The sequence below is a fragment of the Caballeronia sp. LZ029 genome (assembly GCF_031451275.1).
Classification (GTDB): Bacteria; Pseudomonadota; Gammaproteobacteria; order Burkholderiales; family Burkholderiaceae; genus Caballeronia; species Caballeronia jiangsuensis.
Window position 1 is genome coordinate 2,649,143 of the sequence record NZ_JARUXO010000001.1, and the last position, 21,110, is coordinate 2,670,252.

Annotated in this window: 20 protein-coding genes; 10 read left to right on the plus strand and 10 right to left on the minus strand. The window is 63.4% G+C overall.

Translation table 11 applies throughout. The features are described from left to right. Position 1: 1 nt before the first annotated feature. Both QCE73_RS12465 and QCE73_RS12470 read left to right on the plus strand, forming a co-directional pair. Positions 2-241: a hypothetical protein gene (locus QCE73_RS12465; RefSeq protein WP_309881453.1), complete on the plus strand. Its 240-nt coding sequence runs from the start codon at positions 2-4 to the stop codon at positions 239-241. Between the two features lie 215 nt (positions 242-456). Then, the gene (locus QCE73_RS12470; RefSeq protein ID WP_309881455.1) at positions 457-861 is read left to right on the plus strand and encodes a hypothetical protein; all 405 of its coding nucleotides are present in this window, start codon (positions 457-459) and stop codon (positions 859-861) included. A 1,045-nt stretch (positions 862-1,906) separates the two neighbouring features. Here QCE73_RS12470 and QCE73_RS12475 read toward each other — a convergent pair. Beyond that, positions 1,907-2,443: a hypothetical protein gene (locus QCE73_RS12475; RefSeq protein WP_309881457.1), complete on the minus strand. Its 537-nt coding sequence runs from the start codon at positions 2,441-2,443 to the stop codon at positions 1,907-1,909. 433 nt (positions 2,444-2,876) lie between these two features. On the opposite strand from QCE73_RS12475, the gene QCE73_RS12480 reads away from it, so the two are divergent. From QCE73_RS12480 to yacG, 7 genes are all read left to right on the plus strand, one after another. Next, positions 2,877-4,166 (plus strand): HlyC/CorC family transporter, encoded by a 1,290-nt coding sequence (locus QCE73_RS12480; protein ID WP_035511302.1) that lies wholly within the window; start codon positions 2,877-2,879, stop codon positions 4,164-4,166. A 74-nt stretch (positions 4,167-4,240) separates the two neighbouring features. Beyond that, positions 4,241-5,458 (plus strand): GspE/PulE family protein, encoded by a 1,218-nt coding sequence (locus QCE73_RS12485; RefSeq protein WP_309881459.1) that lies wholly within the window; start codon positions 4,241-4,243, stop codon positions 5,456-5,458. Beyond that, a complete protein-coding gene (locus QCE73_RS12490) occupies positions 5,455-6,660 on the plus strand; it encodes a type II secretion system F family protein (protein WP_404989750.1) in 1,206 nt (401 codons plus the stop codon). Before QCE73_RS12485 ends, QCE73_RS12490 begins: the two co-directional genes overlap by 4 nt. 31 nt (positions 6,661-6,691) lie before the next feature. Next, positions 6,692-7,603 (plus strand): A24 family peptidase, encoded by a 912-nt coding sequence (locus tag QCE73_RS12495; protein ID WP_309881460.1) that lies wholly within the window; start codon positions 6,692-6,694, stop codon positions 7,601-7,603. 16 nt (positions 7,604-7,619) lie between these two features. After that, a complete protein-coding gene (gene coaE / locus QCE73_RS12500) occupies positions 7,620-8,225 on the plus strand; it encodes a dephospho-CoA kinase (RefSeq protein WP_309881461.1) in 606 nt (201 codons plus the stop codon). A gap of 170 nt (positions 8,226-8,395) precedes the next feature. Further along, positions 8,396-9,151 (plus strand): cell division protein ZapD, encoded by a 756-nt coding sequence (zapD, locus tag QCE73_RS12505; RefSeq protein WP_035510226.1) that lies wholly within the window; start codon positions 8,396-8,398, stop codon positions 9,149-9,151. A 70-nt stretch (positions 9,152-9,221) separates the two neighbouring features. After that, entirely contained in the window at positions 9,222-9,413 is a 192-nt protein-coding gene (gene yacG / locus QCE73_RS12510; protein ID WP_035510224.1) for a DNA gyrase inhibitor YacG, read from the plus strand. Between the two features lie 13 nt (positions 9,414-9,426). Here yacG and QCE73_RS12515 read toward each other — a convergent pair whose 3' ends face one another. The 4 genes from QCE73_RS12515 to secA form a co-directional block, all read right to left on the minus strand. Then, on the minus strand, positions 9,427-9,858 hold the full coding sequence (locus tag QCE73_RS12515; protein WP_187606094.1) for an NUDIX domain-containing protein: 432 nt from the start codon (positions 9,856-9,858) through the stop codon (positions 9,427-9,429). Next, positions 9,855-10,718 carry an ATP-binding protein gene (locus QCE73_RS12520; protein ID WP_309881463.1) on the minus strand — a complete coding sequence of 288 codons (864 nt, stop codon included), beginning with the start codon at positions 10,716-10,718 and terminating at the stop codon, positions 9,855-9,857. Before QCE73_RS12520 ends, QCE73_RS12515 begins: the two co-directional genes overlap by 4 nt. Before the next feature lie 22 nt (positions 10,719-10,740). After that, positions 10,741-11,982: a bifunctional glutamate N-acetyltransferase/amino-acid acetyltransferase ArgJ gene (gene argJ, locus QCE73_RS12525; protein WP_309881464.1), complete on the minus strand. Its 1,242-nt coding sequence runs from the start codon at positions 11,980-11,982 to the stop codon at positions 10,741-10,743. 159 nt (positions 11,983-12,141) lie between these two features. Next, on the minus strand, positions 12,142-14,955 hold the full coding sequence (gene secA / locus QCE73_RS12530) for a preprotein translocase subunit SecA (RefSeq protein ID WP_309881465.1): 2,814 nt from the start codon (positions 14,953-14,955) through the stop codon (positions 12,142-12,144). 287 nt (positions 14,956-15,242) lie between these two features. On the opposite strand from secA, the gene QCE73_RS12535 reads away from it, so the two are divergent. Continuing rightward, the gene (locus QCE73_RS12535) at positions 15,243-15,728 is read left to right on the plus strand and encodes a DUF721 domain-containing protein (RefSeq protein WP_035510211.1); all 486 of its coding nucleotides are present in this window, start codon (positions 15,243-15,245) and stop codon (positions 15,726-15,728) included. A 50-nt stretch (positions 15,729-15,778) separates the two neighbouring features. On the opposite strand, the gene lpxC is transcribed toward QCE73_RS12535, so the two are convergent. The 5 genes from lpxC to QCE73_RS12560 form a co-directional block, all read right to left on the minus strand. After that, positions 15,779-16,696, minus strand: coding sequence for a UDP-3-O-acyl-N-acetylglucosamine deacetylase (gene lpxC, locus QCE73_RS12540; RefSeq protein WP_035510209.1), 918 nt, complete (start codon positions 16,694-16,696; stop codon positions 15,779-15,781). Between the two features lie 263 nt (positions 16,697-16,959). Further along, entirely contained in the window at positions 16,960-17,463 is a 504-nt protein-coding gene (locus QCE73_RS12545; protein WP_035510237.1) for a peroxiredoxin, read from the minus strand. Between the two features lie 288 nt (positions 17,464-17,751). After that, complete coding sequence (ftsZ, locus tag QCE73_RS12550; RefSeq protein WP_309881467.1) at positions 17,752-18,960, minus strand: cell division protein FtsZ; 1,209 nt, start codon at positions 18,958-18,960, stop codon at positions 17,752-17,754. A 110-nt stretch (positions 18,961-19,070) separates the two neighbouring features. Further along, the gene (gene ftsA, locus QCE73_RS12555; protein WP_008342980.1) at positions 19,071-20,303 is read right to left on the minus strand and encodes a cell division protein FtsA; all 1,233 of its coding nucleotides are present in this window, start codon (positions 20,301-20,303) and stop codon (positions 19,071-19,073) included. 26 nt (positions 20,304-20,329) lie between these two features. Further along, a complete protein-coding gene (locus QCE73_RS12560) occupies positions 20,330-21,082 on the minus strand; it encodes a cell division protein FtsQ/DivIB (protein ID WP_035510203.1) in 753 nt (250 codons plus the stop codon). Positions 21,083-21,110 lie beyond the last annotated feature (28 nt).

Below are 21,110 nucleotides of genomic sequence, written 5' to 3' on the forward strand. Positions count from 1 at the left end.
CATGAGCCAACAATCCAATGAGGCCAAAATGCTGGTCGAAGTCGGTTTCCAGGTCGGACTGGACGCAGGTGAGGCACCTGACGCACGTGAAATGTCGCGTTATAAAGAAGATTACGTGTTGGGGTTTGTTGTGGGACATTGCATCGCGCAATCCTTGCAGCGCGCGAGCCGTATGGCGGGGGCGGCTGTGGCGGGCCAGCTTGGCGCGCTACTCCCTTCCGCTGGACCTTCTGCTTGTTGAACTCGAGTTTTCTCGGGAACTGATGGAGCAGGTACGCAGCGCGTACGAAGAGGACCTTCGGCGCGCCCCCAGCGCGGACAAATCCGACTAGCTGCTGTTTGGCGTGGGGGCGGCTGACGCCCCTGCCCCGCAGTTTTCTCGCTTTTCTCGTGTGTCGGACAGCCTGAGGGCTGTTCGACAACACGCCCCAAAAGATTCATCTGAAGGAGCAGAAAATGGCAGAACCATCAGACGATGCAAAAATCCCCACACCCGAAGGTGCCCCTGGCGATGAAAAAACTACCAAGCTGACACCGGAGGCATTCGCCGCCAGCGCCCAGTACCGCGAACGCGTGAGTGCAATCTGCAATTTGCACAATACGGGCCATCTGGTGGACGACGGAGACCTGTCGGACGAGGCCGAGCGTGCCGTGGCGCTGCTCGCTAAAGAGAGCGGCAAGCCCGATTCAGCGGTCAAAGCTGACGTCTATGAAGCAGCGCCAGGCGTAGATGCTGAGAACGACGCCGACAATGAGGACCGATACGGCAACCTCGACGAATACGGAGAACCTCGACCGCCGCTCGGCGACCTGAACAAGGGGGCCGGTGACGATGACGACTGGGATGACAGCCGCATATAGTAAGCGGCAAGGTGCGCCCGGGCTGAACAACGCCCGGGTTGGCGCTCTTCCGCGGCCCATCAGCGCGACACCCAGTAAGCGCATCTCTGACGCCCGTTTCGAGCGCTTGTGCCGGGCGATGGACCGGATTTGACTATTGCCCAAACCGAGAAAACGACGGCCAGCTCCCGCTGTGGCCGTCGCTCGTGCGGCGGCGAAGTCAGCCGGGTGCCGTAATGTGAACAACCAGAGCGCATCCATCGATAGATGTCTCGGCGGACGCTTCCCAAAATCTCAGGTTATGGCTCCCGCTACAGGCTGGAACGCAGTGCTCTGTCGCGCGCGCCCCTGCTGCCATAGCATGCGATGCGGATGTGACACGGTTCGCGCGGCGCGGCCCGCACGTCGCAACTACTCCTGCGCGCCAGTGGACAGCAGCCGGGCTTGCCTTGCCTGCAGACGCGAAGCTATGCTCGGGCGCAAACGGGCGGACCTCGTAACCTTGGTGACCGCCGGAGACCCTGTCCCATCCAGAGCGGGGGGGTTTTCCTCGCGATGCTCCCCGTCGCAGTCGTCGTCCCAGCCCCCGCTTCGCAGCGTCTGGTCAAGCCATGCGTAAAACACGTCCGGGTGCCAGAGGACGCGGGCACCAATGTGCGCAGGCCCGGGCATCCGCCCCCTCGATACAAAGTTTTCCACGGTTCGGATGGAAACACCCAGAATCTGGGCGACATCCTGTTTGTTCAGTGGCATGAATGCAGCGGTGCTCATCTTGCGATTTCCGTCGAGTGGTGACGGGCAAGTTCAGCGAGCGCGGTTTATCTCACGGGTGCTTTCTAAAGCGATTTTTGAGACGTTGGTTGCCGCACTGCGCCGCGAACGTGACACGCGCCTGAAGTCGCTTGCCTACGGGCATGCCGGTCGCACCCGTTAGCGTTGCCACAGCCATCGCATCGGGACGTCGTGCCAGTGCCGGTCACGATGGCGCGCCGGGAGCGGCGACGACACGCCCGCCGCCGCCCCCTCGACCGCATTACACCGCTGGAGTGGCTTCCTCGACCGCCTTCTAGACATCCGAGGTGGCTACCGTCAGGAGCGACTTGACCTCCTCCATGAACTCGAAGGCCATGGTATCGCCGCGTGCGTCCGGTACCGGCACCCACCGTTCGTACATCCTTTCAACCCGCATCTTCCTGTCGAACGTGCTGCCCGCAGCGCGCAACGCATACGCGCCAAGCCAGACCGGCTGCGGCAACTCGCGCAGGCGCCGGTGGCTCAGTTTAGGCAAGACGACACGTGCATAGCCTTCCGCGCTCGTTGGCAACGGCAGCAGTCGGTCGCAGAATTGCCGCGCCGAGGTCACCCGCGGCTCGATTTCGCTATAGAAAATGTCGACAACGCGTGTGTCATAGGGCTTGGCGGTCTCATCCCGGCCGCCCAGCGACCACAGCGCCTCGTTTCTCAGGAGGTCGTTAAGTTCATCGACCAGTTGTGCGGCCACCGTCTCGTTTTCGGTACACAAACCCTTGCGCGTCTTTTCGCCCGGCCTGTTGTTCGTGTCATTCTTGAGCGGATGCCGAAATTCCGCCAGCCACGCCTTCAACCCCTTCTCCTGGACACGCACTGGCATGCTCTGGAAGGCAGCGGCTCTTTTGTTCTGAAATCCCCACCGCCGGAACCCGGGATACGCTGGACCGGAGCGGTCAAAATCTTGCGGCAATCTTGCGGCAATGGCCGCCATTTCCGCCTGCGCGCAGCGGTGCGCAGGCGAGCGCAGTGAAACGCAAGTGGCTGATTTTTAAGGACTCGAATATACTGATGAAACCCGTGTAGGGCGGCAAACTGGCGTTCGGGACGTAGAGGCCGGAGGTTCGAATCCTCTCACCCCGACCAGAATTGCAAAAACCCGCATGGTCCGCCATGCGGGTTTTTTATTTCCGGCAACGAAACCGCGTACGCTTGCCGAACGGCCAGAGCGGGCTTTCCTGCCCCGTCTGCTATATTGCCTCCCATCTCCGCCCCTACTCGATCACCGCGTGGACAACCTTCCCTTATGGGCGCAAATTTGCGCCATTTTTCTGCTTCTCTTCCTTTCCGGCTTCTTCTCGATTTCCGAAACGTCGATGATGGCGCTCAATCGCCATCGCTTGAAATATCTGGCGAGCCAGGGGTCGCTACGCGCGCGCACCACACAGGGGCTGCTCGCAAAAACCGATCAGCTTCTCTCCGTGATCCTGATCGGCAACAACCTGATCAACACGATCATCCCGGTGCTCACGACATCGATCGCGCTGCGCACCTTCGGCCATAACAACCTCGTCCTGTCGATCACGACGGGCGTCATCGCGTTTCTGATCATCGTGTTCGCTGAAATCGCGCCGAAGATCGTCGGCGCAACGTATCCGGAGAAAGTGGCGCTTCCCGCGAGCCTCGTGCTCGCGCCGCTCATGCGCATCGGGCGGCCGCTGATCTGGTTCGTCAACCTGTTCGCCAACGCGATTCTCGCCGCGCTCCACATCAACACGAAAAACAAGCGCGATCAGCGGATTTCGCCCGAAGAACTGCGCACCATCGTGCTGGAGACCGGCAGCTTCATGCCGACCAAGCACCGCAGCATTCTGCTCAATCTGTTCGATCTGGAGAACATCACCGTCGATGACGTGATGATCCCGCGCCGGCGCATCGAAGCGCTCGATTTCGACGCGCCCTTCGAGCAGATCCTGCATCAGCTCGAGACGTGCTATCACAACAAGCTCGTCGTCTTTCAGGGCGATATCGACCGCGTGCTCGGCATCCTGCATGTGCGCAAGACGCTGTCGGCGCTGCATAACCAGGAGCTCGAGCGCGATACGCTGCGCGAACTGCTCACCGAGCCTTATTTCGTGCCGGCCGGCACACCGGTGTTCCAGCAACTGCAGTACTTCCAGGAAAGCGGCCATCGCATCGCGATCGTGGTCGACGAGTACGGCGAGTTGCAGGGGCTCGTGACGCCCGAGGACATCATCGAGGAACTGATCGGCGAATTCACGACGACGATTCCGCGCGGCGCCGGTTCGCGCGGCGGCTGGGATGAGAATGGCGAGTGCATCGTCGCGGGCAGCATGCCGCTGCGTGAACTGAACCGCTGGCTGCATCTGACGCTGCCGACGGACGGCCCGAAGACGCTCAACGGTCTGATTCTCGAAACGCTCGAAGATATTCCGGACGGCGACGTGTCGGTGCGCATCGCGGACGTGACCGTCGAAGTCATGCGCAGCGACGATCAGGCGATCCGCACCGTCAAGATTTTCAAGCCGCTCGGGCCCCCGAAACGCGCGCTGCGTTAGCCATTCGGACGACTGGGCGCGAGCGATCGCGGGCGGGATGATCGGATCATCTCGACTCCGAAGTCCCGACGCCCATGACCGCCACCTCCCGCGACGCCTTCGACACCTTCGCGCGCCCTGCCCGCACGTCCGAGGCCGCACGCGACAACGCATCCGATCACGAAACGCCCGCCGTCGCGCTGCTCGCCGATACCTTGCGCGAAGCCGCCGAGCGCGGCGCATCCGATATCCACGTCGAGCCGTCGGAGCACGACTGGCGCATCCGGCTGCGCGTCGATGGCGCGCTGCATGTGTTGAAGCGTCCGCCGCCGCACTTGCGCGACGCGTTCATCACGCGCATCAAGGTGCTTGCGCGCATGGACATCGCCGAGCGGCGCGTGCCGCAGGACGGCCGGCTGCGTCTCAAGCTTCCGGGCGGGCGGATCGGCGACTATCGCGTCAACTCGCTGCCGACTCTCTTCGGCGAAAAGCTCGTGCTGCGGCGGCTCGACGCGCTGCCGCCCGATCTGTCGCTCGCCGCGCTCGGTCTCGACGATGCGCAAAGCGGCGCGGTCGAATCGGCGATCCGCGCGCCGCATGGTCTCGTCCTCGTGACCGGACCGACCGGCAGCGGCAAGACTCTTTCGCTCTACTGCTTCCTTCAGATGCTCAATGCCGAAGCGCGCAACGTGTGCTCCGTCGAAGATCCCGTCGAGATTCAGCTCGCGGGCATCAATCAGGTGAGCGTGCGTGAAAAAGCGGGGCTGACGTTCGCCGTGGCGCTGCGCGCGTTCATGCGTCAGGATCCGGACGTCATCATGGTTGGCGAAATTCGCGACGCTGAAACCGCCGATGTCGCGGTGAAGGCCGCGCAGACGGGACACCTCGTGCTCTCGACCTTGCACACCAACGACGCTCCGGCCGCGATCGCGCGGCTCATCGATATCGGCGTGGCGCCCTACAATCTCGCGTCCGCGCTGAGGCTCGTGACCGCGCAACGGCTCGTGCGCAAGCTGTGCGAGTTTTGCCGCGCGCCATCGGCATTGCCGCTCGCGGACGGCTTTCATCCGTTCGAAGCGCGCGGCTGTGCGGCATGTCATGGCATCGGCTATCGCGGGCGCGTCGGCGTGCATCAGGTGATGCCGGTATCGGATGAACTACGCGAACTGATCGTATCGCGCGCGGCGACGCATGCAATCTCGCGAGCGGCGCAGGCGCGCGGCATGCCGTCATTGCGCGATGCAGCCTTCGCCCGCGTGCGCGAGGGCGTGACGAGCGTCGCCGAGGCAGCCGAAGCAACGGAGATCGAATGATGAGTCACGCGCTCGAATTGCGGTTCGCCTGGCGCGGAATGGACGCCGAAGGCCGGCCGAAGCAGGGAAAGATCATCGCCGCCGATGCGCTTTCGGCCCGCGCCTCGCTGCGTCGGGAAGGCGTGATCGTCACCGGACTCGAAATGCTCGGCGCCGCGCCGCCGCCGAAAGCGAAGACCGCCGATGTCACCGTCTTCACACGGCAACTCGCCGGGCTGCTGCGCGCGGGCCTGCCACTCGCGGGCGCGCTCGAATTGCTGGCTAGCAGCGCGACCGGCGGCGGACTGCCGCGCATCGTGCGCGCGCTGGCCCGCGACATCACGCGCGGCGTGTCGTTTTCAGCCGCGCTCGCGCAACATCCCGCGGCGTTCGGTGCGCTGTACTGCCAGTTGGTCTCGGTCGGCGAAGTGGCGGGCGCACTGCCGGCCGTGCTAGCCCGCCTCGCCGACGATCGCGAGCGCGCCGCATCGCAACGTGCCCGACTGCGCGCCGCCCTCACCTATCCGGTCATGGTGCTGCTGCTTTCGCTCGCGATCACCGCGGGTTTGCTGATCGGCGTCGTGCCGACCTTCAAGACGATCTTCGATGGTTTCGGCGCCGCGCTGCCCGCGCCGACGCGCTTCGTGCTCGCGCTGTCGGACGGCGTCGCGCATGCCGGCGTGCCGTTCGTCATCGCGTGCGCGTGTGCGGTGATCGTCGTGTCGCGCTGGATGAAACGATCGCCCGATGCCCGCGAGTCCTCCGACCGCGCGGCGTTGCGCATGCCGCTCGCGGGCAAGCTGCTGCGCTCCCTCGCTGTCGCCCGATGGAGCCGCGCGCTCGGCACGCTGCTCTCGGCAGGCACGTCGCTGTCGGATGCCTTCGACTCGCTCACGCACGCGACGGGCAATCGCGTCTTCGACCGCGCTACGGTCGACATCGCCGCGCGGCTGCGCAATGGCGAGCGGCTCGCGGTCGCCATGCGCGCCGCCGGCTGCTTTCCGCAAGACGTCGTGCAGCCGATCGCGGTCGCCGAGGAATCGGGCTCGCTCGATGCGATGCTCCTCGATCTCGCCACACTGGCCGATCGTCAGGTGGACGAGCGCATCGGCGTGTTCGCGAGCCTCTGCGAGCCGATCGTCATCGCGGTGCTGGGCGCGCTCGTGGGCGGGCTCGTCATCGCGATGTATCTTCCTATCATTCAGCTCGGCAACGTGGTGTAGCATCGCGGGCCAAAGCAACCGTTCGTCCATCATGCAGCCTTCGTTCGATCCGTCCGCCGCGCACTTCGCGAGCCGCTATCTGGCGGCGTTCGCCGCGCTTCCCGTCGCCGTGCAGTACGGGTTCGCCGTCGTGTTCGGTCTCGTGATCGGCAGTTTTCTCACCGTCGTCGTACATCGCCTGCCTGTCATGCTCGAACGCGCGTGGCGCGCGGAAGTCGATTCGGCCATGCCCGAAGCGCCGAAACCTTCCGCCGATCCGTACCCCGAACGCTTCAATCTCGCCGTGCCGCGCAGCGCGTGTCCGCATTGCAAGCATGTGCTGCGCGCCTGGGAAAACATTCCCGTCATCAGTTATCTCGCGTTGCGCGGGCGATGTTCGGCGTGCGGCGCGCGCGTGAGCCCGCGCTATCCGCTGGTGGAACTCGCGAGCGGCGCGCTCGCGGCGCTCTCGCTGTACGCCTACGGTCCCACCTGGCCCGCGCTGGCCGCGTTCGGATTGTGCGCGACCTTGCTGACTGCCGGTCTCATCGACTACGACACGCGCTATCTTCCCGATGTGCTGACGCTGCCGCTGCTGTGGGCGGGGCTCATCGTGAATTTCGGCGAAAGCGGATTCGCGACGTTGCACGACGCCGTAACGGGCGCGATCGTCGGCTATCTCTTTCTGTGGTGCGTGTACTGGCTCTTCAAGCTCGTGCGCGGCGTGGAAGGCATGGGCTACGGCGACTTCAAACTGCTCGCCGCGATCGGCGCGTGGCTCGGCTGGTCCGCGCTCGCGCAAGTGGTCCTGATCGCGGCCGTCGCGGGCGCGGCGTTCGGTATCGTAGCGACGTGGCGCAAGCGCATGCGTTTCGAGGAGCCGTTGCCGTTCGGGCCGTTTCTCGCGGCGGGCGGCGCGATCACGCTCTTCGTCGGCACACCGCTCTATTCTTTGTTGGGATGATCGAAGGGAGCAACGGATGTTCAGCATTGGTCTCACCGGCGGCATCGGCAGCGGCAAAAGCACGGTCGCGGATCTGTTCGCGGCGCGCGGCGTGCCGCTGATCGACACCGATCTGATCGCGCACCGGATCACCGCGCCGGGCGGCGTCGCGATGCCGCTCATCGCAAGCGAATTCGGCGACGATTTCATCGCGGCGGACGGCTCGCTCGATCGCGCGAAGATGCGCGCGCTAGTCTTCGCCGACGACACTGCGAAAGCGCGCCTCGAACGCATCGTGCATCCGTTGATTCGCGCCGAAACGGAGCGCCAAAGACTTGCGGCGCAAGGCGCATATCACATCGTGGTCGTGCCGTTGCTGGTCGAGTCGGGCGAATGGGCCGCGCGCGTGTCACGCGTGCTCGTGGTGGATTGCCCTGTCGAAACGCAGATCGCCCGCGTCATGCGGCGCAACGGTTTCACGCGCGAACAGGTGCTCGCGATCATCGCGAAGCAGGCGGCTCGCGAAGCGCGACTCGCGGCAGCGGACGATATCGTCATCAACGACGAAACCGCCACGCACGACGCCCTCGCGCAGCAAGTCGACGCGCTGCACGCGCGTTATCTGTCGCTGTCATCCGCATGAAAAGGCTTGATCGCCTGAGTTGCCCAAATCGTCGGAAAGTTCCCTGATTTGCGCCGAAACAAGCAGTTTGGCGAGCGATTATGCCGCGATTTGCTAGGGTGAGGATGCGGCATTAGAATGTGCTCACTTCCGCTCATGGAAGCAACCGACCCACGCCGAGGCGAGCGCGCTTGATCCTTTACGAGTATCCCTTCAACGAGCGAATCCGGACGCTGCTGCGCCTCGAAGACCTGTTCGAGCGCTTCACGTTTTTTCTGACTCAGGAAGACGCGCGAGAACATCACGTCGCGCTCACGACGCTCTTTGAGATCGCCGAAGTCGCAGGCCGTACGGATCTCAAGGCCGACCTCATGAAGGAACTGGAGCGGCAGCGTCAGACGCTCGCGCCGTTCCGTGGCAATCCGGGAATCGAACAGGAAGCGCTCGAAGCCGTGCTCGGTGAAATCGAGCAGACGCTCGGCGGCCTCACCGACATGCACGGCAAGACCGGTCAGCATCTCGCCGACAACGAATGGCTCGCGAGCATCCGCAGCCGCACGATCATCCCCGGCGGTACGTGCAAGTTCGATCTGCCGTCGTATTACGCCTGGCAGCAGTTGCCGGTGGAAGAACGGCGTCAGGACATCGCGAAATGGGTCATGCCGATGCTCGCGTTGCGCGACGCGGCGGCCATCGTGTTGCGGCTCGCGCGTGAATCGGGTCAGGCATCGAAAGTGATGGCCATGCAGGGCAGCTATCAGCAGATGTTGTCCGGCCGCACCTATCAACTGATGCAAGTGCGCGTTTCACCGGACACCCGCGTGATTCCCGAAGCGAGCGCGAACAAGTACATGCTGTGGGTACGCTTCACGGTTCAGGACGGCGATCTGAAGCCGCGCGCCGTCGATGTGGACGTCCCGTTTCATCTGACGCTTTGCAGCCTTTGAATAGAATCGGCCGGCCCAATATGGATCAGATGTTGATCAACGCCGGCGCGATTCGCCACGTCTTACCGTCATGACCACTGTCGTCAAATGCCCGACCTGCAGCAAGGATGTCCGCTGGGTTCCGGAAAACCGCTTTCGCCCGTTCTGCTCCGAACGCTGCAAGCAAATCGATCTCGGCGCGTGGGCGGCCGAGAAGTACAAGATTTCGGGTAATTCACAGGAAACGCCGCCGGACGACGATTCACACGGCGGCCTGAACTGACCTTCACTCGCGCTTATTCGCGCTCTTCCTCTTCGAGCCATTCGAGGATCGGAATCGCCGCGGGCAGCAGCGGAGCGACGTCGACGGGAAGCGTCTGCCAGGCAATCGCCTGACCTTCACGCCCGAGCGGCGTGCCCTTCCAGTCTGTCACCTTGCAGAAAAAGAGACGCACGTACGCGTGCGGGTAATCGTGTTCGAGCGTGCGCCAGAGCTGACACGCGGTGACGTCGATGCCCAGTTCCTCGTGCAATTCGCGCCCGAGCGCCGCCTCGATGCTCTCGCCCGGCTCGAGCTTGCCGCCGGGAAACTCCCAGTAACCCTCGTACGGTTTGCCGGCGGGCCGCTGCGCGAGCAGATAGCGCCCGTCGTGCTGCACCATCACGCCGACGGCCACTTCCGTCACCTTGCGGCCATCGGGCGCGATGTCGGTCTGCGATTCGGTCATTGCTTGCGTCCCGACCAGTCGCGCGCGAATTGCCACGCGACGCGCCCCGACCGCGATCCGCGTTCCAGCGCCCATACGAGCGCATCGCCGCGTGCGCTTTCGACTTCCGCATCGTCGCAACCGAAGTGCTTCAGCCAATGCCCGACGATCGACAGATAGTCGTCCTGCTTGAACGGATAGAAGCTGACCCAGAGGCCGAATCGTTCGGAGAGCGAGATCTTTTCCTCGACCACTTCGCCGGGGTGAATCTCGCCATCGGACGTGTGCTTGTACGTCTCGTTGTCGCTCATGTATTCGGGCAGCAAATGACGGCGGTTCGACGTCGCGTAAATCAGCACATTGTCCGATTGCGCCGCGACCGAACCATCGAGCGCAACCTTCAGCGCCTTGTAGCCCGACTCGCCTTCCTCGAAGGAAAGGTCGTCGCAGAACACGAGGAAGCGCTCGGGCCGCGTCGAGATCAGATCGACGATATCGCCGAGATCGTGCAGATCGTCCTTGTCGACTTCGATGAGACGCAGACCGTCCTTCGAATAAGCGTTCAGACACGCCTTGATCAGCGACGACTTGCCCGTGCCACGCGCACCCGTCAGCAGAACATTGTTCGCGGGCAGCTTGTTCACGAACTGCTGCGTGTTCTGCTGTATCAGGCCTTTTTGACGGTCGATGTTCCGAAGGTCGTCGAGCGAGATTTGCGAAATCGCCGGCACGGGTTGCAGGAAACCGCGCCCCTGACGCTTGCGCCAGCGAAACGCCACCGCGGATTCCCAGTCGATATCGGGCGCCGCCGGCGGCAACATGCCTTCGATGCGCGCCAGCACGGCTTCGGCGCGCGTGAGAAATTGTTCGAGCTTGTCCATGTTCGTATCGATGCGCGCCGCTTTACGAGCGATAGTCGGCGTTGATGCTCACGTAGTCGTGCGAGAGGTCGCAGGTCCAGATCGTCGCGTTCGCGTTGCCGCGTCCGAGCAGCACGCGAATCGCGATTTCGCTTTTCTTCATCACACGCTGGCCGTCTTCTTCCTTGTACTCGGGATTGCGTCCGCCCGCCTTCGCGACGAGCACGTCATCGAGATAAAGATCGATCTTGCCGACGTCGAGATCCGTCACGCCCGCATAGCCGATCGCCGCGAGAATACGGCCGAGGTTCGGATCGGATGCGTAGAAGGCCGTCTTCACGAGCGGCGAATGGCCGATCGCGTACGCGATCTGGCGGCATTCCGCCGCGTCCTTGCCGCCTTCGACCGTGATCGTCATGAACTTGGTCGCGCCTTCGCCGTCGCGCACGATGAGTTGCGCGAGTTCCTGCGCGACTTCGGTCACCGCGTCGCGCAGTGCGGCGTACGCGGGCGAATCCGTCGACGTGATCGCGGGCAGGCTCGACTTGCCCGACGCGATCAGGATGAACGAATCGTTGGTGGACGTATCGCCGTCGATGGTGATGCAGTTGAACGAGCGGTCCGCGACATGCTTCACGAGCTGGTCCAGCACCGGCTGCGCGACCTTGGCATCGAAAGCGAGGAAGCCGAGCATCGTCGCCATGTTCGGCTTGATCATGCCCGCGCCCTTGCTGATGCCCGACAGCGTGACGACGTGACCATCGATCGTCACCTGACGCGACGACGCCTTCGGCAGCGTGTCCGTCGTCATGATGGCTTGCGCGGCGTCGAACCAGTGCGCGGCCTGTTGATTCGCGAGCGCGGCGGGCAGGCCGGCCTTCAGACGATCGATCGGCAGCGGCTCGAGAATCACGCCCGTCGAGAACGGGAGAATCTGTTGCGCATCGAGACCTTCGAGGCGCGCAAGCTCCGCGCACGTCGCGCGCGCGTGCGCCATGCCCGGCTCGCCGGTACCAGCGTTCGCGTTGCCGGTGTTCACGACGAGCGCGCGAATGCCCTTGCCGCCCTTGCCCACCGCCGCGAGATGCTCGCGGCACACGGTGACGGGCGCGGCGCAGAAGCGATTCTGCGTGAACACGCCCGCGACGCTCGCGCCTTCATCGACGCGAATGACGAGCACGTCCTTGCGATTGGGCTTGCGGATATTCGCCTCGGCCCAGCCAAGCGTGACGCCGGCGACGGGATGAAGCGCTGCGGGATCGATCGAAGGGAAGTTGACGGCCATGTTCGCGTCTCGCTGAAGGTGGCGAGTGCCGGTTTTCGAACCGGCACGCTTTGAAAGACTGACGCCGCTTTCGCTGAGCGAGACCGGCGCCGTGAAAAGTGAGACCTGCAAAGACAAACGACGCATCGCTGCGTCGCCTGTTCATCTGTCACTAGCCGATTAAGCCAGCTTGCCGTGACAGTTTTTGTACTTCTTGCCGCTGCCGCACGGGCACGGATCGTTGCGGCCGACCTTCGGCACGTCGTCCGAGGGGCGCGTCGCGACGCTGATATCGTCGCCGGCGGCCATCGCCTGACTGACCATCTGTGCCGTGGCGCTCGCCGCGGCGGTGGCGGGCGTCGGTTCGGCGGCCGGCGCGTTGAAGTCCGCGTGCGTGAACGACACGTTCTCGAGATGGCTGCCCTTCTCTTCGTACTGCTCGGCGGCTTCCTCGAGTTGTTCGGGCGACTGAATCTGCACGTTCATCACGACGCGCGTGACTTCCTGCTTGACGGCATCGAGCATCGCGGCGAAGAGTTCGAACGCCTCGCGCTTGTATTCCTGCTTCGGGTTCTTCTGCGCATAGCCGCGCAGATGGATGCCCTGACGCAGGTGATCAAGCGCGGCGAGGTGCTCGCGCCAGCGGCTGTCGAGCGTCTGCAGCATGATCGAGCGTTCGAACGCGCTGAACGACTCGCGGCCCACGAGCGTGACCTTCGCTTCGTACGCTTCGTCGGCGGCGGCGAGCACGGCTTCGCAGATCTCTTCGGCATCGATTGAGTTCGACTCGTTGATCATCTCCTGCACCGCAAGATCGAGCGACCAGTCGTTGCGCAGCACTTCTTCCAGTTCCGGCGCTTCCCACTGCTCTTCGATGCTGCCCGCGGGCACGAACGTGCGCACGACGTCGCTGATCACGCTCTGGCGCATCGCGGCGATGGTCTCCTGCACGTCGTTCGCTTCGAGCAGTTCGTTGCGCTGCTGGTAGATCACCTTGCGCTGATCGTTGGCGACGTCGTCGTATTCGAGCAGTTGCTTGCGGATATCGAAGTTGCGCGCTTCGACCTTGCGCTGCGCGCCTTCGATCGAACGCGTGACCATGCCCGCTTCGATCGGCTCGCCTTCCGGCATCTTCAGGCGATCCATGATCGCGCGCACGCGGTCGCCCGCGAAAATGCGCAGGAGCGGATCATCCAGCGACAGATAAAAGCGCGACGAACCCGGATCGCCCTGACGGCCCGCGCGGCCGCGCAACTGGTTGTCGATACGGCGCGACTCGTGACGCTCGGTGCCGATGATATGCAGACCGCCCGCCGCCTTCACGTGATCGTGCAGCGTCTGCCATTCGTCGTGCAGTTTCTGGATGCGCGTGGCTTTCTCGTCCTCGGGAATCGAAAGATCCGCCTCGATGAACGACGCCTGCTTCTCGACGTTGCCGCCGAGCACGATGTCCGTGCCGCGGCCGGCCATGTTCGTCGCGATCGTGACGACGCCCGGACGGCCCGCTTCCGCGACGATCGCCGCTTCGCGCGCGTGCTGCTTCGCGTTGAGCACTTCGTGCTTCACGCCCGCCTGGCCGAGCAGGCTGGACAGCAGCTCGGACGCTTCGATCGACGTCGTGCCGACGAGCGTCGGCTGACCGCGCTCGACGCAATCGCGGATGTCGCGAATCACCGCGTCATAGCGTTCCTTCGACGTCTTGTAGATCTGATCCTGCTTGTCGACGCGCTTCGGCGGACGGTTGGTCGGGATCACGACCGTTTCGAGACCGTAGATCTCGTTGAATTCATACGCTTCCGTGTCCGCGGTGCCGGTCATGCCGGACAGCTTCGCGTACATGCGGAAGTAGTTCTGCAGCGTGATGGACGCGAGCGTCTGGTTCTCGGCCTGAATCTGGACGTGTTCCTTCGCTTCGACGGCCTGATGCAGACCATCCGACCAGCGCCGGCCGTTCATCATGCGGCCCGTGAATTCGTCGACGATCACGACTTCGCCGTTCTGCACCACGTAGTGCTGATCGCGCAGGAAGAGCGTATGCGCGCGCAACGCGGCATAGATGTGGTGCATCAGCGTGATGTTCTGCGGCGCGTAGAGACTCTCGCCTTCGCCGATCAGGCCCCACTCGGCGAGCAGGCGCTCGGCCTTCTCGTGGCCCGATTCAGTCAGGAACACCTGGCGCGCCTTTTCGTCGAGCGTATAGTCGCCCGGCTTCTCGACGCCCGTGCCGTCCGCCTTTTCCTCGCCGATCTGCTGTTCGAGCAGCGGCGGCAGCGCGTTCATGCGCACGTAGAGGTCGGTGTGATCTTCGGCCTGACCGGAGATGATGAGCGGCGTACGCGCCTCGTCGATGAGGATCGAGTCCACTTCGTCGACGATCGCGAAATTGAGCGGCCGCTGCACGCGCGCGGTGGTCTCATAGACCATGTTGTCGCGCAGATAGTCGAAGCCGAACTCGTTGTTCGTGCCGTAGGTGATGTCCGCCGCGTACGCTTCCTGCTTCTCCGAGTGCTCCATCTGCGACAGATTCACGCCGCACGAGAGCCCGAGGAAGTTGTAGAGACGCGCCATCCATTCGGCGTCGCGCTGGGCGAGGTAGTCGTTCACCGTGACGACGTGCACGCCGCGGCCCGACAGCGCGTTCAGATACGCGGCGAGCGTCGCGACGAGCGTCTTGCCCTCGCCGGTGCGCATTTCGGCGATCTTGCCGTAGTGCAGGACCATGCCGCCGATAAGCTGGACGTCGAAGTGGCGCATCTTCAGGATGCGCTTGCTTGCTTCGCGGCAGACGGCGAACGCCTCGGGCAGGATCACGTCGAGCGATTCACCGCCCGCGACACGTTGGCGGAACTCGTCGGTCTTGGCGCGCAGCTGGTCGTCCGAGTACTTCTCGACGGTCGGCTCAAGGGCATTGATCGCCACAACGGTCTTTTGATACTGCTTGACCAGCCGCTGATTGCGGCTGCCAAAAATCTTCTGAAGGAAACCGGTCGTCATCGGATCAGTGTCTGCGTCGCGGCTTCGGACGGGCGCATGTGCAAGCTGCGTCCGGGCTCGGAGAACCTCGGCGACTTAAGTCCATAAGGTGAAATTCGAATCGGGAATTTTAGCACGCGAGTTTGGCAGACCTTGCGTTGGCGTGCCCGCGCGGGCGTCGGCGTGACGCGACAGTCAACGGGTTGAAAGCTTTTCGGCAAACATCGGCCGAAACGGCCAACGAGCAGGAACTACGGCTCTCCTCGCGTACAATCGAGACGTTCCATCGGGCGTCCGCCTAAGCAAAAATGAGCCGCTTTTCTACAAATTCAAGGTCGCGTTTCGATCCACGCAGGCCGCAAGCCGTCGCCGACGTGCTCGATCGCACCGATGCGTTTCGCGCGCTGCGTGCCGGCGTCGAGCAAGTGGCGGCGCTGCAGCGCGATTTGAGCTCGCTCCTGCCGGATTATCTGGCGTCGAACGTGGAACCGGGATTCATCAAGGACGGCGTACTCGCGCTCTTTGCGGCGCATAACGCGCTCGCCGCGCGTTTGCGGCATCTGGAGCCGCGTCTGCTTTCGGATCTTCAGCAGCGCGGCTGGGCCGTCAACGCGCTGAAGATTCGCGTGCGACCTCAATCGATGAAAGAACCCGTGCCGCCCAAGCAGGCGCGCATGTCGCCGGCGGGCGCTTCCGCGCTACAGGAACTGGCCGAATCGCTGGAACCGTCGCCGCTGCAGGAAGCGCTCGCGCGAATGGCGTCGCGTCATCAGGGGCGCGCGCAAAAAAAATGAGCGGCGCTTTCGCTGCCGCTCATCTCTGACTGCCGAATAATTGCGTTAAATCAGGCGAATGCCGTCTGCGTATCGAATCCGAAACCGCGCGGCGCCTTTTGCGTGTCCTCGAACGTGACGATTTCGTACGCATCTTCGTGCGCGAGCAATTCACGCAGCAGCATGTTGTTCATCGCGTGGCCGCCCTTGTACGCCTTGTACGACGCCAGCAACGGATGGCCGACCACGTAAAGGTCGCCGATCGCGTCGAGCATCTTGTGCTTCACGAACTCGTCGTCGTAACGCAGGCCGTCATTGTTCAGGATGCGGTATTCGTCCAGCACGATCGCGTTGTCCATGCTGCCGCCGCGGGCGAGTCCGAGTTCGCGCATCATCTCGACTTCGTGCGCGAAGCCGAACGTGCGGGCGCGGGCAATCTCGCGCACGTAGGAAGTCGTCGCGAAATCCACTTCCAGCGCCTGGCCGGTTTTGTCGACGGCCGGATGGCGGAAATCGATAGTAAAGCTCAGCTTGAAACCGAAATACGGTTCGAGACGCGCGAACTTGTCGCCGTCGCGCACTTCGACGGGCTTCGTCACCTTGATGAACTGCTTCGGCGCGTTCTGCTCTTCGATACCCGCCGACTGGATGAGAAACACGAACGAAGCCGCGCTGCCGTCCATGATCGGGATTTCTTCGGCGGTCACGTCGACGTACAGGTTGTCGATGCCGAGACCCGCACACGCCGACATCAAGTGCTCGATGGTCGACACGCGCGCGCCGTCCTTCTGCAACACGGACGCGAGACGGGTATCACCGATCGCCATTGCGGACGCCGGAATGTCGACGGGTTCGGGCAGGTCGACGCGCGAAAATACGATGCCCGTGCCAATGGGTGCGGGGCGCAGAGTCAGATTGACCTTGCTACCGGAATGGAGCCCGATCCCCACGGTTTTGACGACGGTCTTGATTGTTCGCTGCTTCAACATGATGTTCTTTCCGATTTATGTTCCCTATAAAGAGAATCAATCGTGCGTTAAATTCTAATAGCCACAAGTATACTCCATTCGTCGCGCGTCGTCCTGATCCAGGAGGTATCAACTGTTTCCCTGTGTTACGTCGCGGCGGCCCGATTATGAAGTAGAACGGGCCGATGCCCGGAATGGAGGCATTTCCGGTCATCGGCCCCAAGCTGCGACTCAGTGCGAGGGCGTTTCAGGCGTTGCGCGAAGGCAACGCCGCGCCGCTGCACTCAGCGCAACGTCGCCAGGATGCTTTGAGCGTCGCTGACTTCGAACTTGCCAGGCGCTTCGACTGACAACGTCTTGACCACGCCGTCGTCGACCACCATCGCGTAGCGCTGGGAACGAATTCCCATGCCACGCTCGGACAAATCCTGATCCAGTCCGAGTGCCTGAGTGAAACGCGCACTGCCGTCTGCGATCATCTTCACCTTGCCCGAGGCTTGAAGATCGCGTCCCCACGCGCTCATGACGAACGCGTCGTTGACGGAAACGCACCAGATTTCGTCGATTCCCGCGGCGGACAGATCCGCTGCGGCTTCGACGTAGCCAGGCACGTGTCTGGCGGAGCATGTCGGCGTAAACGCGCCCGGCAATCCGAAGATCACCACGCGCTTGCCGGCGCACCGCTCGCGCACCGGGAACGCATTCGGTCCCACGGCGCAGCCCTCGGTGGCCTCCTCGATGAACTCGAAGAGACGCACGTCGGGCAACGTATCACCCACTTTGATCATGCTCGGTCCTTCCCTCATCAGTGCTCGCGGACATCCTTGCGATTGCATCGTCCCGCAACCGTGCCGAACATCATTGCGGCGATTTCGGCTTCAATCTGCCTTCCTCGACGTCAGGGGCAGAATCGTGGGGGTCGGCTGGCCACGGCCCGGCGTCCATTGTGCATCCAGGACGCGGCCTTGGACAGTCGCCCCACGCGAAGCCTGCATCATCCGCACGACATGTTCAGCGCGTGCACGCGGTGTGCCGCGTCGTCATACCTCACTCGGCAGCAAATAACGTGCGCCTGCTCAGTCAGCTTGCTTGCGCAGGAACGCCGGAATGTCATACGTGTCGACGCCCTTTTCCTGCAGCGCCTGCACGTGCGATGCCGCAGTTTCGCGCGTCGAACGCCACACGGCCGGGGTGTCGAGCTGACCGTAATCCGTCGTCGATTGCCCATGCTGCGCGCCATACGTGTTGTGCGCGGCCTGATGGCCGTGCGCGATCGGCTGGTTGTCGGTGCCCGTGCGCAGGAGGGTCATCGGCGCTTGCTGCTGCTTCTTCGCCGCGCGGCCCAGACCAGTCGCCACCACCGTCACGCGCAGTGCATCGCCCATTGCGTCGTCGTACACGGCACCAAAGATCACGGTTGCGTCATCGGCTGCGTAGCTCTTGATGGTGTTCATCACTTCACGCGTTTCCGACAGACGCAGCGAACGGCTCGACGTGATGTTCACCAGCACGCCACGCGCGCCCGACAGATCCACGCCTTCCAGCAGCGGGCTTGCGACAGCCTGCTCGGCGGCGAGACGCGCACGATCGACGCCGGCGACCGTCGCCGTGCCCATCATCGCTTTGCCCTGCTCGCCCATCACCGTTTTCACGTCTTCGAAGTCGACGTTCACGAGACCATCGACGTTGATTATTTCCGCGATCCCGGCCACTGCGTTGTTCAGCACGTCGTCCGCGCACTGGAAGCACTTGTCCATCTCGGCGTCATCGCCCATCACCTCGAACAGCTTGTCGTTGAGCACGACGATCAGCGAGTCGACGTGATCCTCCAGTTGCTGCGAGCCGGCTTCCGCGACGCGCATGCGGCGGCCGCCTTCGAACTCGAACGGCTTGCTCACCACGCCGACGGTCAGAATGCCCATTTCCTTGGCGATCTGCGCGACCACCGGCGCCGCGCCCGTGCCCGTGCCGCCGCCCATGCCCGCGGTGATGAACACCATGTGCGCGCCGCGCAGTGCATCGGCGATGCGCTCGCGCGCGTCTTCCGCGGCTTCCTTGCCCTTATCCGGTTTCGCGCCTGCGCCGAGACCGGTCATGCCGAGTTGCAGAACTGCCGGCGCGCGGGAACGCGCGAGCGCCTGAGCGTCGGTGTTCATCACGATGAAGTCGACGCCCTGCACACCACGGTTGATCATGTGCTGAACCGCGTTGCCGCCAGCACCACCAACGCCCACGACCTTGATGATCGTTCCGTTGGTTTCCGTTTCCAGCATTTCGAAATCCATGTTGCCTCCGTCAAGAATGAAGATCGGCGTTATTCGATGAAAGATCGGGCAACCTTTCGTCGCGCGCCAGCCGCCGGTACCAGCGCGTAATTCTTTTTATTGCCTGTTGCTTAAAAGTTTCCGAGGAACCAGTCCTTCATCCGCGAGAACACTTGTCCCATCGAACCGTTTTGCACTGCGACCTTGCGGCCGCGCATGCGTTGCGAGCGTCCTTCGGCGAGCAGGCCCATCGCCGTCGAGTAGCGCGGATTGCGCACCACGTCGGCGAGACCGCCCGCGTATTCCGGCACGCCGATGCGCACCGGCTTCAAAAAGATGTCTTCGCCGAGCTCGACCATGCCGGGCATCATCGCCGCGCCGCCGGTCAGCACGACGCCGCTCGACAGCAGCTCTTCGTAGCCCGACTCGCGCACGACCTGCTGCACCAGCGAGAACAGCTCTTCGACGCGCGGCTCCACGACCGCCGCCAACGCCTGGCGCGACAGCGTGCGCGGACCGCGCTCGCCGAGGCCCGGCACTTCGATCATTTCGTCCGGATCGGCGAGCGCCTGCTTCGCGATGCCGTAGCTCACCTTGATGTCTTCCGCGTCGGGCGTCGGCGTGCGCAGCGCCATCGCGACGTCGCTCGTGATCTGGTCGCCGGCGATCGGAATCACCGCCGTATGACGGATCGCGCCTTCGCTGAAGATGGCGATGTCGGTCGTGCCGCCGCCGATATCGACCAGCACCACGCCGAGCTCTTTCTCGTCCTCGGTCAGCACCGCTAGCGACGACGCCAGCGGTTGCAGGATCAGGTCGTTCACTTCGAGCCCGCAGCGGCGCACGCACTTCACGATGTTCTGCGCCGCGCTCACCGCGCCCGTCACGATGTGCACCTTCACTTCGAGGCGGATGCCGCTCATGCCGATCGGCTCGCGCACGTCTTCCTGACCGTCGATGATGAATTCCTGCGTCAGGATGTGCAGCACCTGCTGATCGGTCGGGATGTTGATCGCCTTGGCCGTCTCGATCACGCGCGCGACGTCTGCCTGCGTGACTTCCTTGTCCTTGATCGCGACCATGCCGCTCGAATTGAAGCTGCGGATATGGCTGCCCGCGATCCCGGTGAAGACGTTCGTGATCTTGCAATCGGCCATTAGTTCGGCCTCTTCCAGCGCGCGCTGGATGGACTGCACCGTGGCCTCGATGTTGACCACGACGCCCTTCTTCAACCCCTTCGAGTCGCTCTGACCGAGTCCGATCACCTCGTAGTGGCCTTCGCCCTTCAATTCGGCGACGATCGCGACCACCTTCGACGTTCCGATGTCGAGGGAAACCAGCAGGTCTTTGTAGTCTTTGCTCATAGCGTGCTCATGCCTGTGATGTCTGCTTACTTCTTGGCCTTATCGGTGTCGTTGATGAAGCGCATGTTCGCGGCTCGTATGGCGAAGCCGTTCGGGTACCGCAAATCCGCATATTCGATGTCTTTCCCCCATCGTCCCGTAACGGACGTCCACGACGCGACGAAACGCTTGCAACGGTCATTCAGCGTGTCCGGGTTGCGCTCGCGGCCGAGTTCGATCTGCGTGCCGTTCGAGAGCTTGACCGTCCACGCGAAACGCGGCGACAGCGTCACTTCCTCCGGCTTCGCGTCCAGCGGCGCGAACCACTTCTGAAAATCGCGATACCGCGCGACCACTTCCTTCGCCGTGCCCTCGGGACCGTCGAACGCCGGCAGATCGTCGTCGAGTTCGCCCTGATTCGCCGTGAAGAGATCGCCGTCGACGCTCACCAGCTGATCGTTGCCCCACGTGCCGAGCGGCTTGTATTCCTCCAGCGTCACCGCGAGCGCGTTCGGCCACACGCGCCGCACGCTCGCGTGGCGCACCCACGGCACCTGCTCGAACGCGGCGCGCGCCGCATCGAGATCGACGGTAAAGAAGTTGCCCTTCAGATGACCGACCACGCTCGCGCGCACGACCGGCGAACTGACGTGCGTGGTGTCTCCGTCGATCTGAATTTCGCGCAGGCGAAACTCGGGACGCTGGATCGCCCAGTAACCCGCGGCGCCCAGAAGCAGCAGCACGAGCACGACGTGCAGCGCATTGGCGGCGAGGTTGAGTTGGCGAACGTTGTTCCACATGGTTTCGCTTCTTCGTGTCCTGTGTGTG

Excerpts from the sequence above, each read along its gene's own strand:
- QCE73_RS12465 (WP_309881453.1), top strand. The coding sequence starts at position 2 with ATGAGCCAACAATCCAATGAGGCCAAAATGCTGGTCGAAGTCGGTTTC.
- QCE73_RS12470 (WP_309881455.1), top strand. The coding sequence starts at position 457 with ATGGCAGAACCATCAGACGATGCAAAAATCCCCACACCCGAAGGTGCC.
- QCE73_RS12485 (WP_309881459.1), top strand. The coding sequence starts at position 4,241 with ATGACCGCCACCTCCCGCGACGCCTTCGACACCTTCGCGCGCCCTGCC.
- QCE73_RS12490 (WP_404989750.1), top strand. The coding sequence starts at position 5,455 with ATGATGAGTCACGCGCTCGAATTGCGGTTCGCCTGGCGCGGAATGGAC.
- QCE73_RS12495 (WP_309881460.1), top strand. The coding sequence starts at position 6,692 with ATGCAGCCTTCGTTCGATCCGTCCGCCGCGCACTTCGCGAGCCGCTAT.
- coaE (WP_309881461.1), top strand. The coding sequence starts at position 7,620 with ATGTTCAGCATTGGTCTCACCGGCGGCATCGGCAGCGGCAAAAGCACG.
- yacG (WP_035510224.1), top strand. The coding sequence starts at position 9,222 with ATGACCACTGTCGTCAAATGCCCGACCTGCAGCAAGGATGTCCGCTGG.
- QCE73_RS12515 (WP_187606094.1), bottom strand. The coding sequence starts at position 9,858 with ATGACCGAATCGCAGACCGACATCGCGCCCGATGGCCGCAAGGTGACG.
- QCE73_RS12520 (WP_309881463.1), bottom strand. The coding sequence starts at position 10,718 with ATGGACAAGCTCGAACAATTTCTCACGCGCGCCGAAGCCGTGCTGGCG.
- argJ (WP_309881464.1), bottom strand. The coding sequence starts at position 11,982 with ATGGCCGTCAACTTCCCTTCGATCGATCCCGCAGCGCTTCATCCCGTC.
- secA (WP_309881465.1), bottom strand. The coding sequence starts at position 14,955 with ATGACGACCGGTTTCCTTCAGAAGATTTTTGGCAGCCGCAATCAGCGG.
- QCE73_RS12535 (WP_035510211.1), top strand. The coding sequence starts at position 15,243 with ATGAGCCGCTTTTCTACAAATTCAAGGTCGCGTTTCGATCCACGCAGG.
- lpxC (WP_035510209.1), bottom strand. The coding sequence starts at position 16,696 with ATGTTGAAGCAGCGAACAATCAAGACCGTCGTCAAAACCGTGGGGATC.
- QCE73_RS12545 (WP_035510237.1), bottom strand. The coding sequence starts at position 17,463 with ATGATCAAAGTGGGTGATACGTTGCCCGACGTGCGTCTCTTCGAGTTC.
- ftsZ (WP_309881467.1), bottom strand. The coding sequence starts at position 18,960 with ATGGATTTCGAAATGCTGGAAACGGAAACCAACGGAACGATCATCAAG.
- ftsA (WP_008342980.1), bottom strand. The coding sequence starts at position 20,303 with ATGAGCAAAGACTACAAAGACCTGCTGGTTTCCCTCGACATCGGAACG.
- QCE73_RS12560 (WP_035510203.1), bottom strand. The coding sequence starts at position 21,082 with ATGTGGAACAACGTTCGCCAACTCAACCTCGCCGCCAATGCGCTGCAC.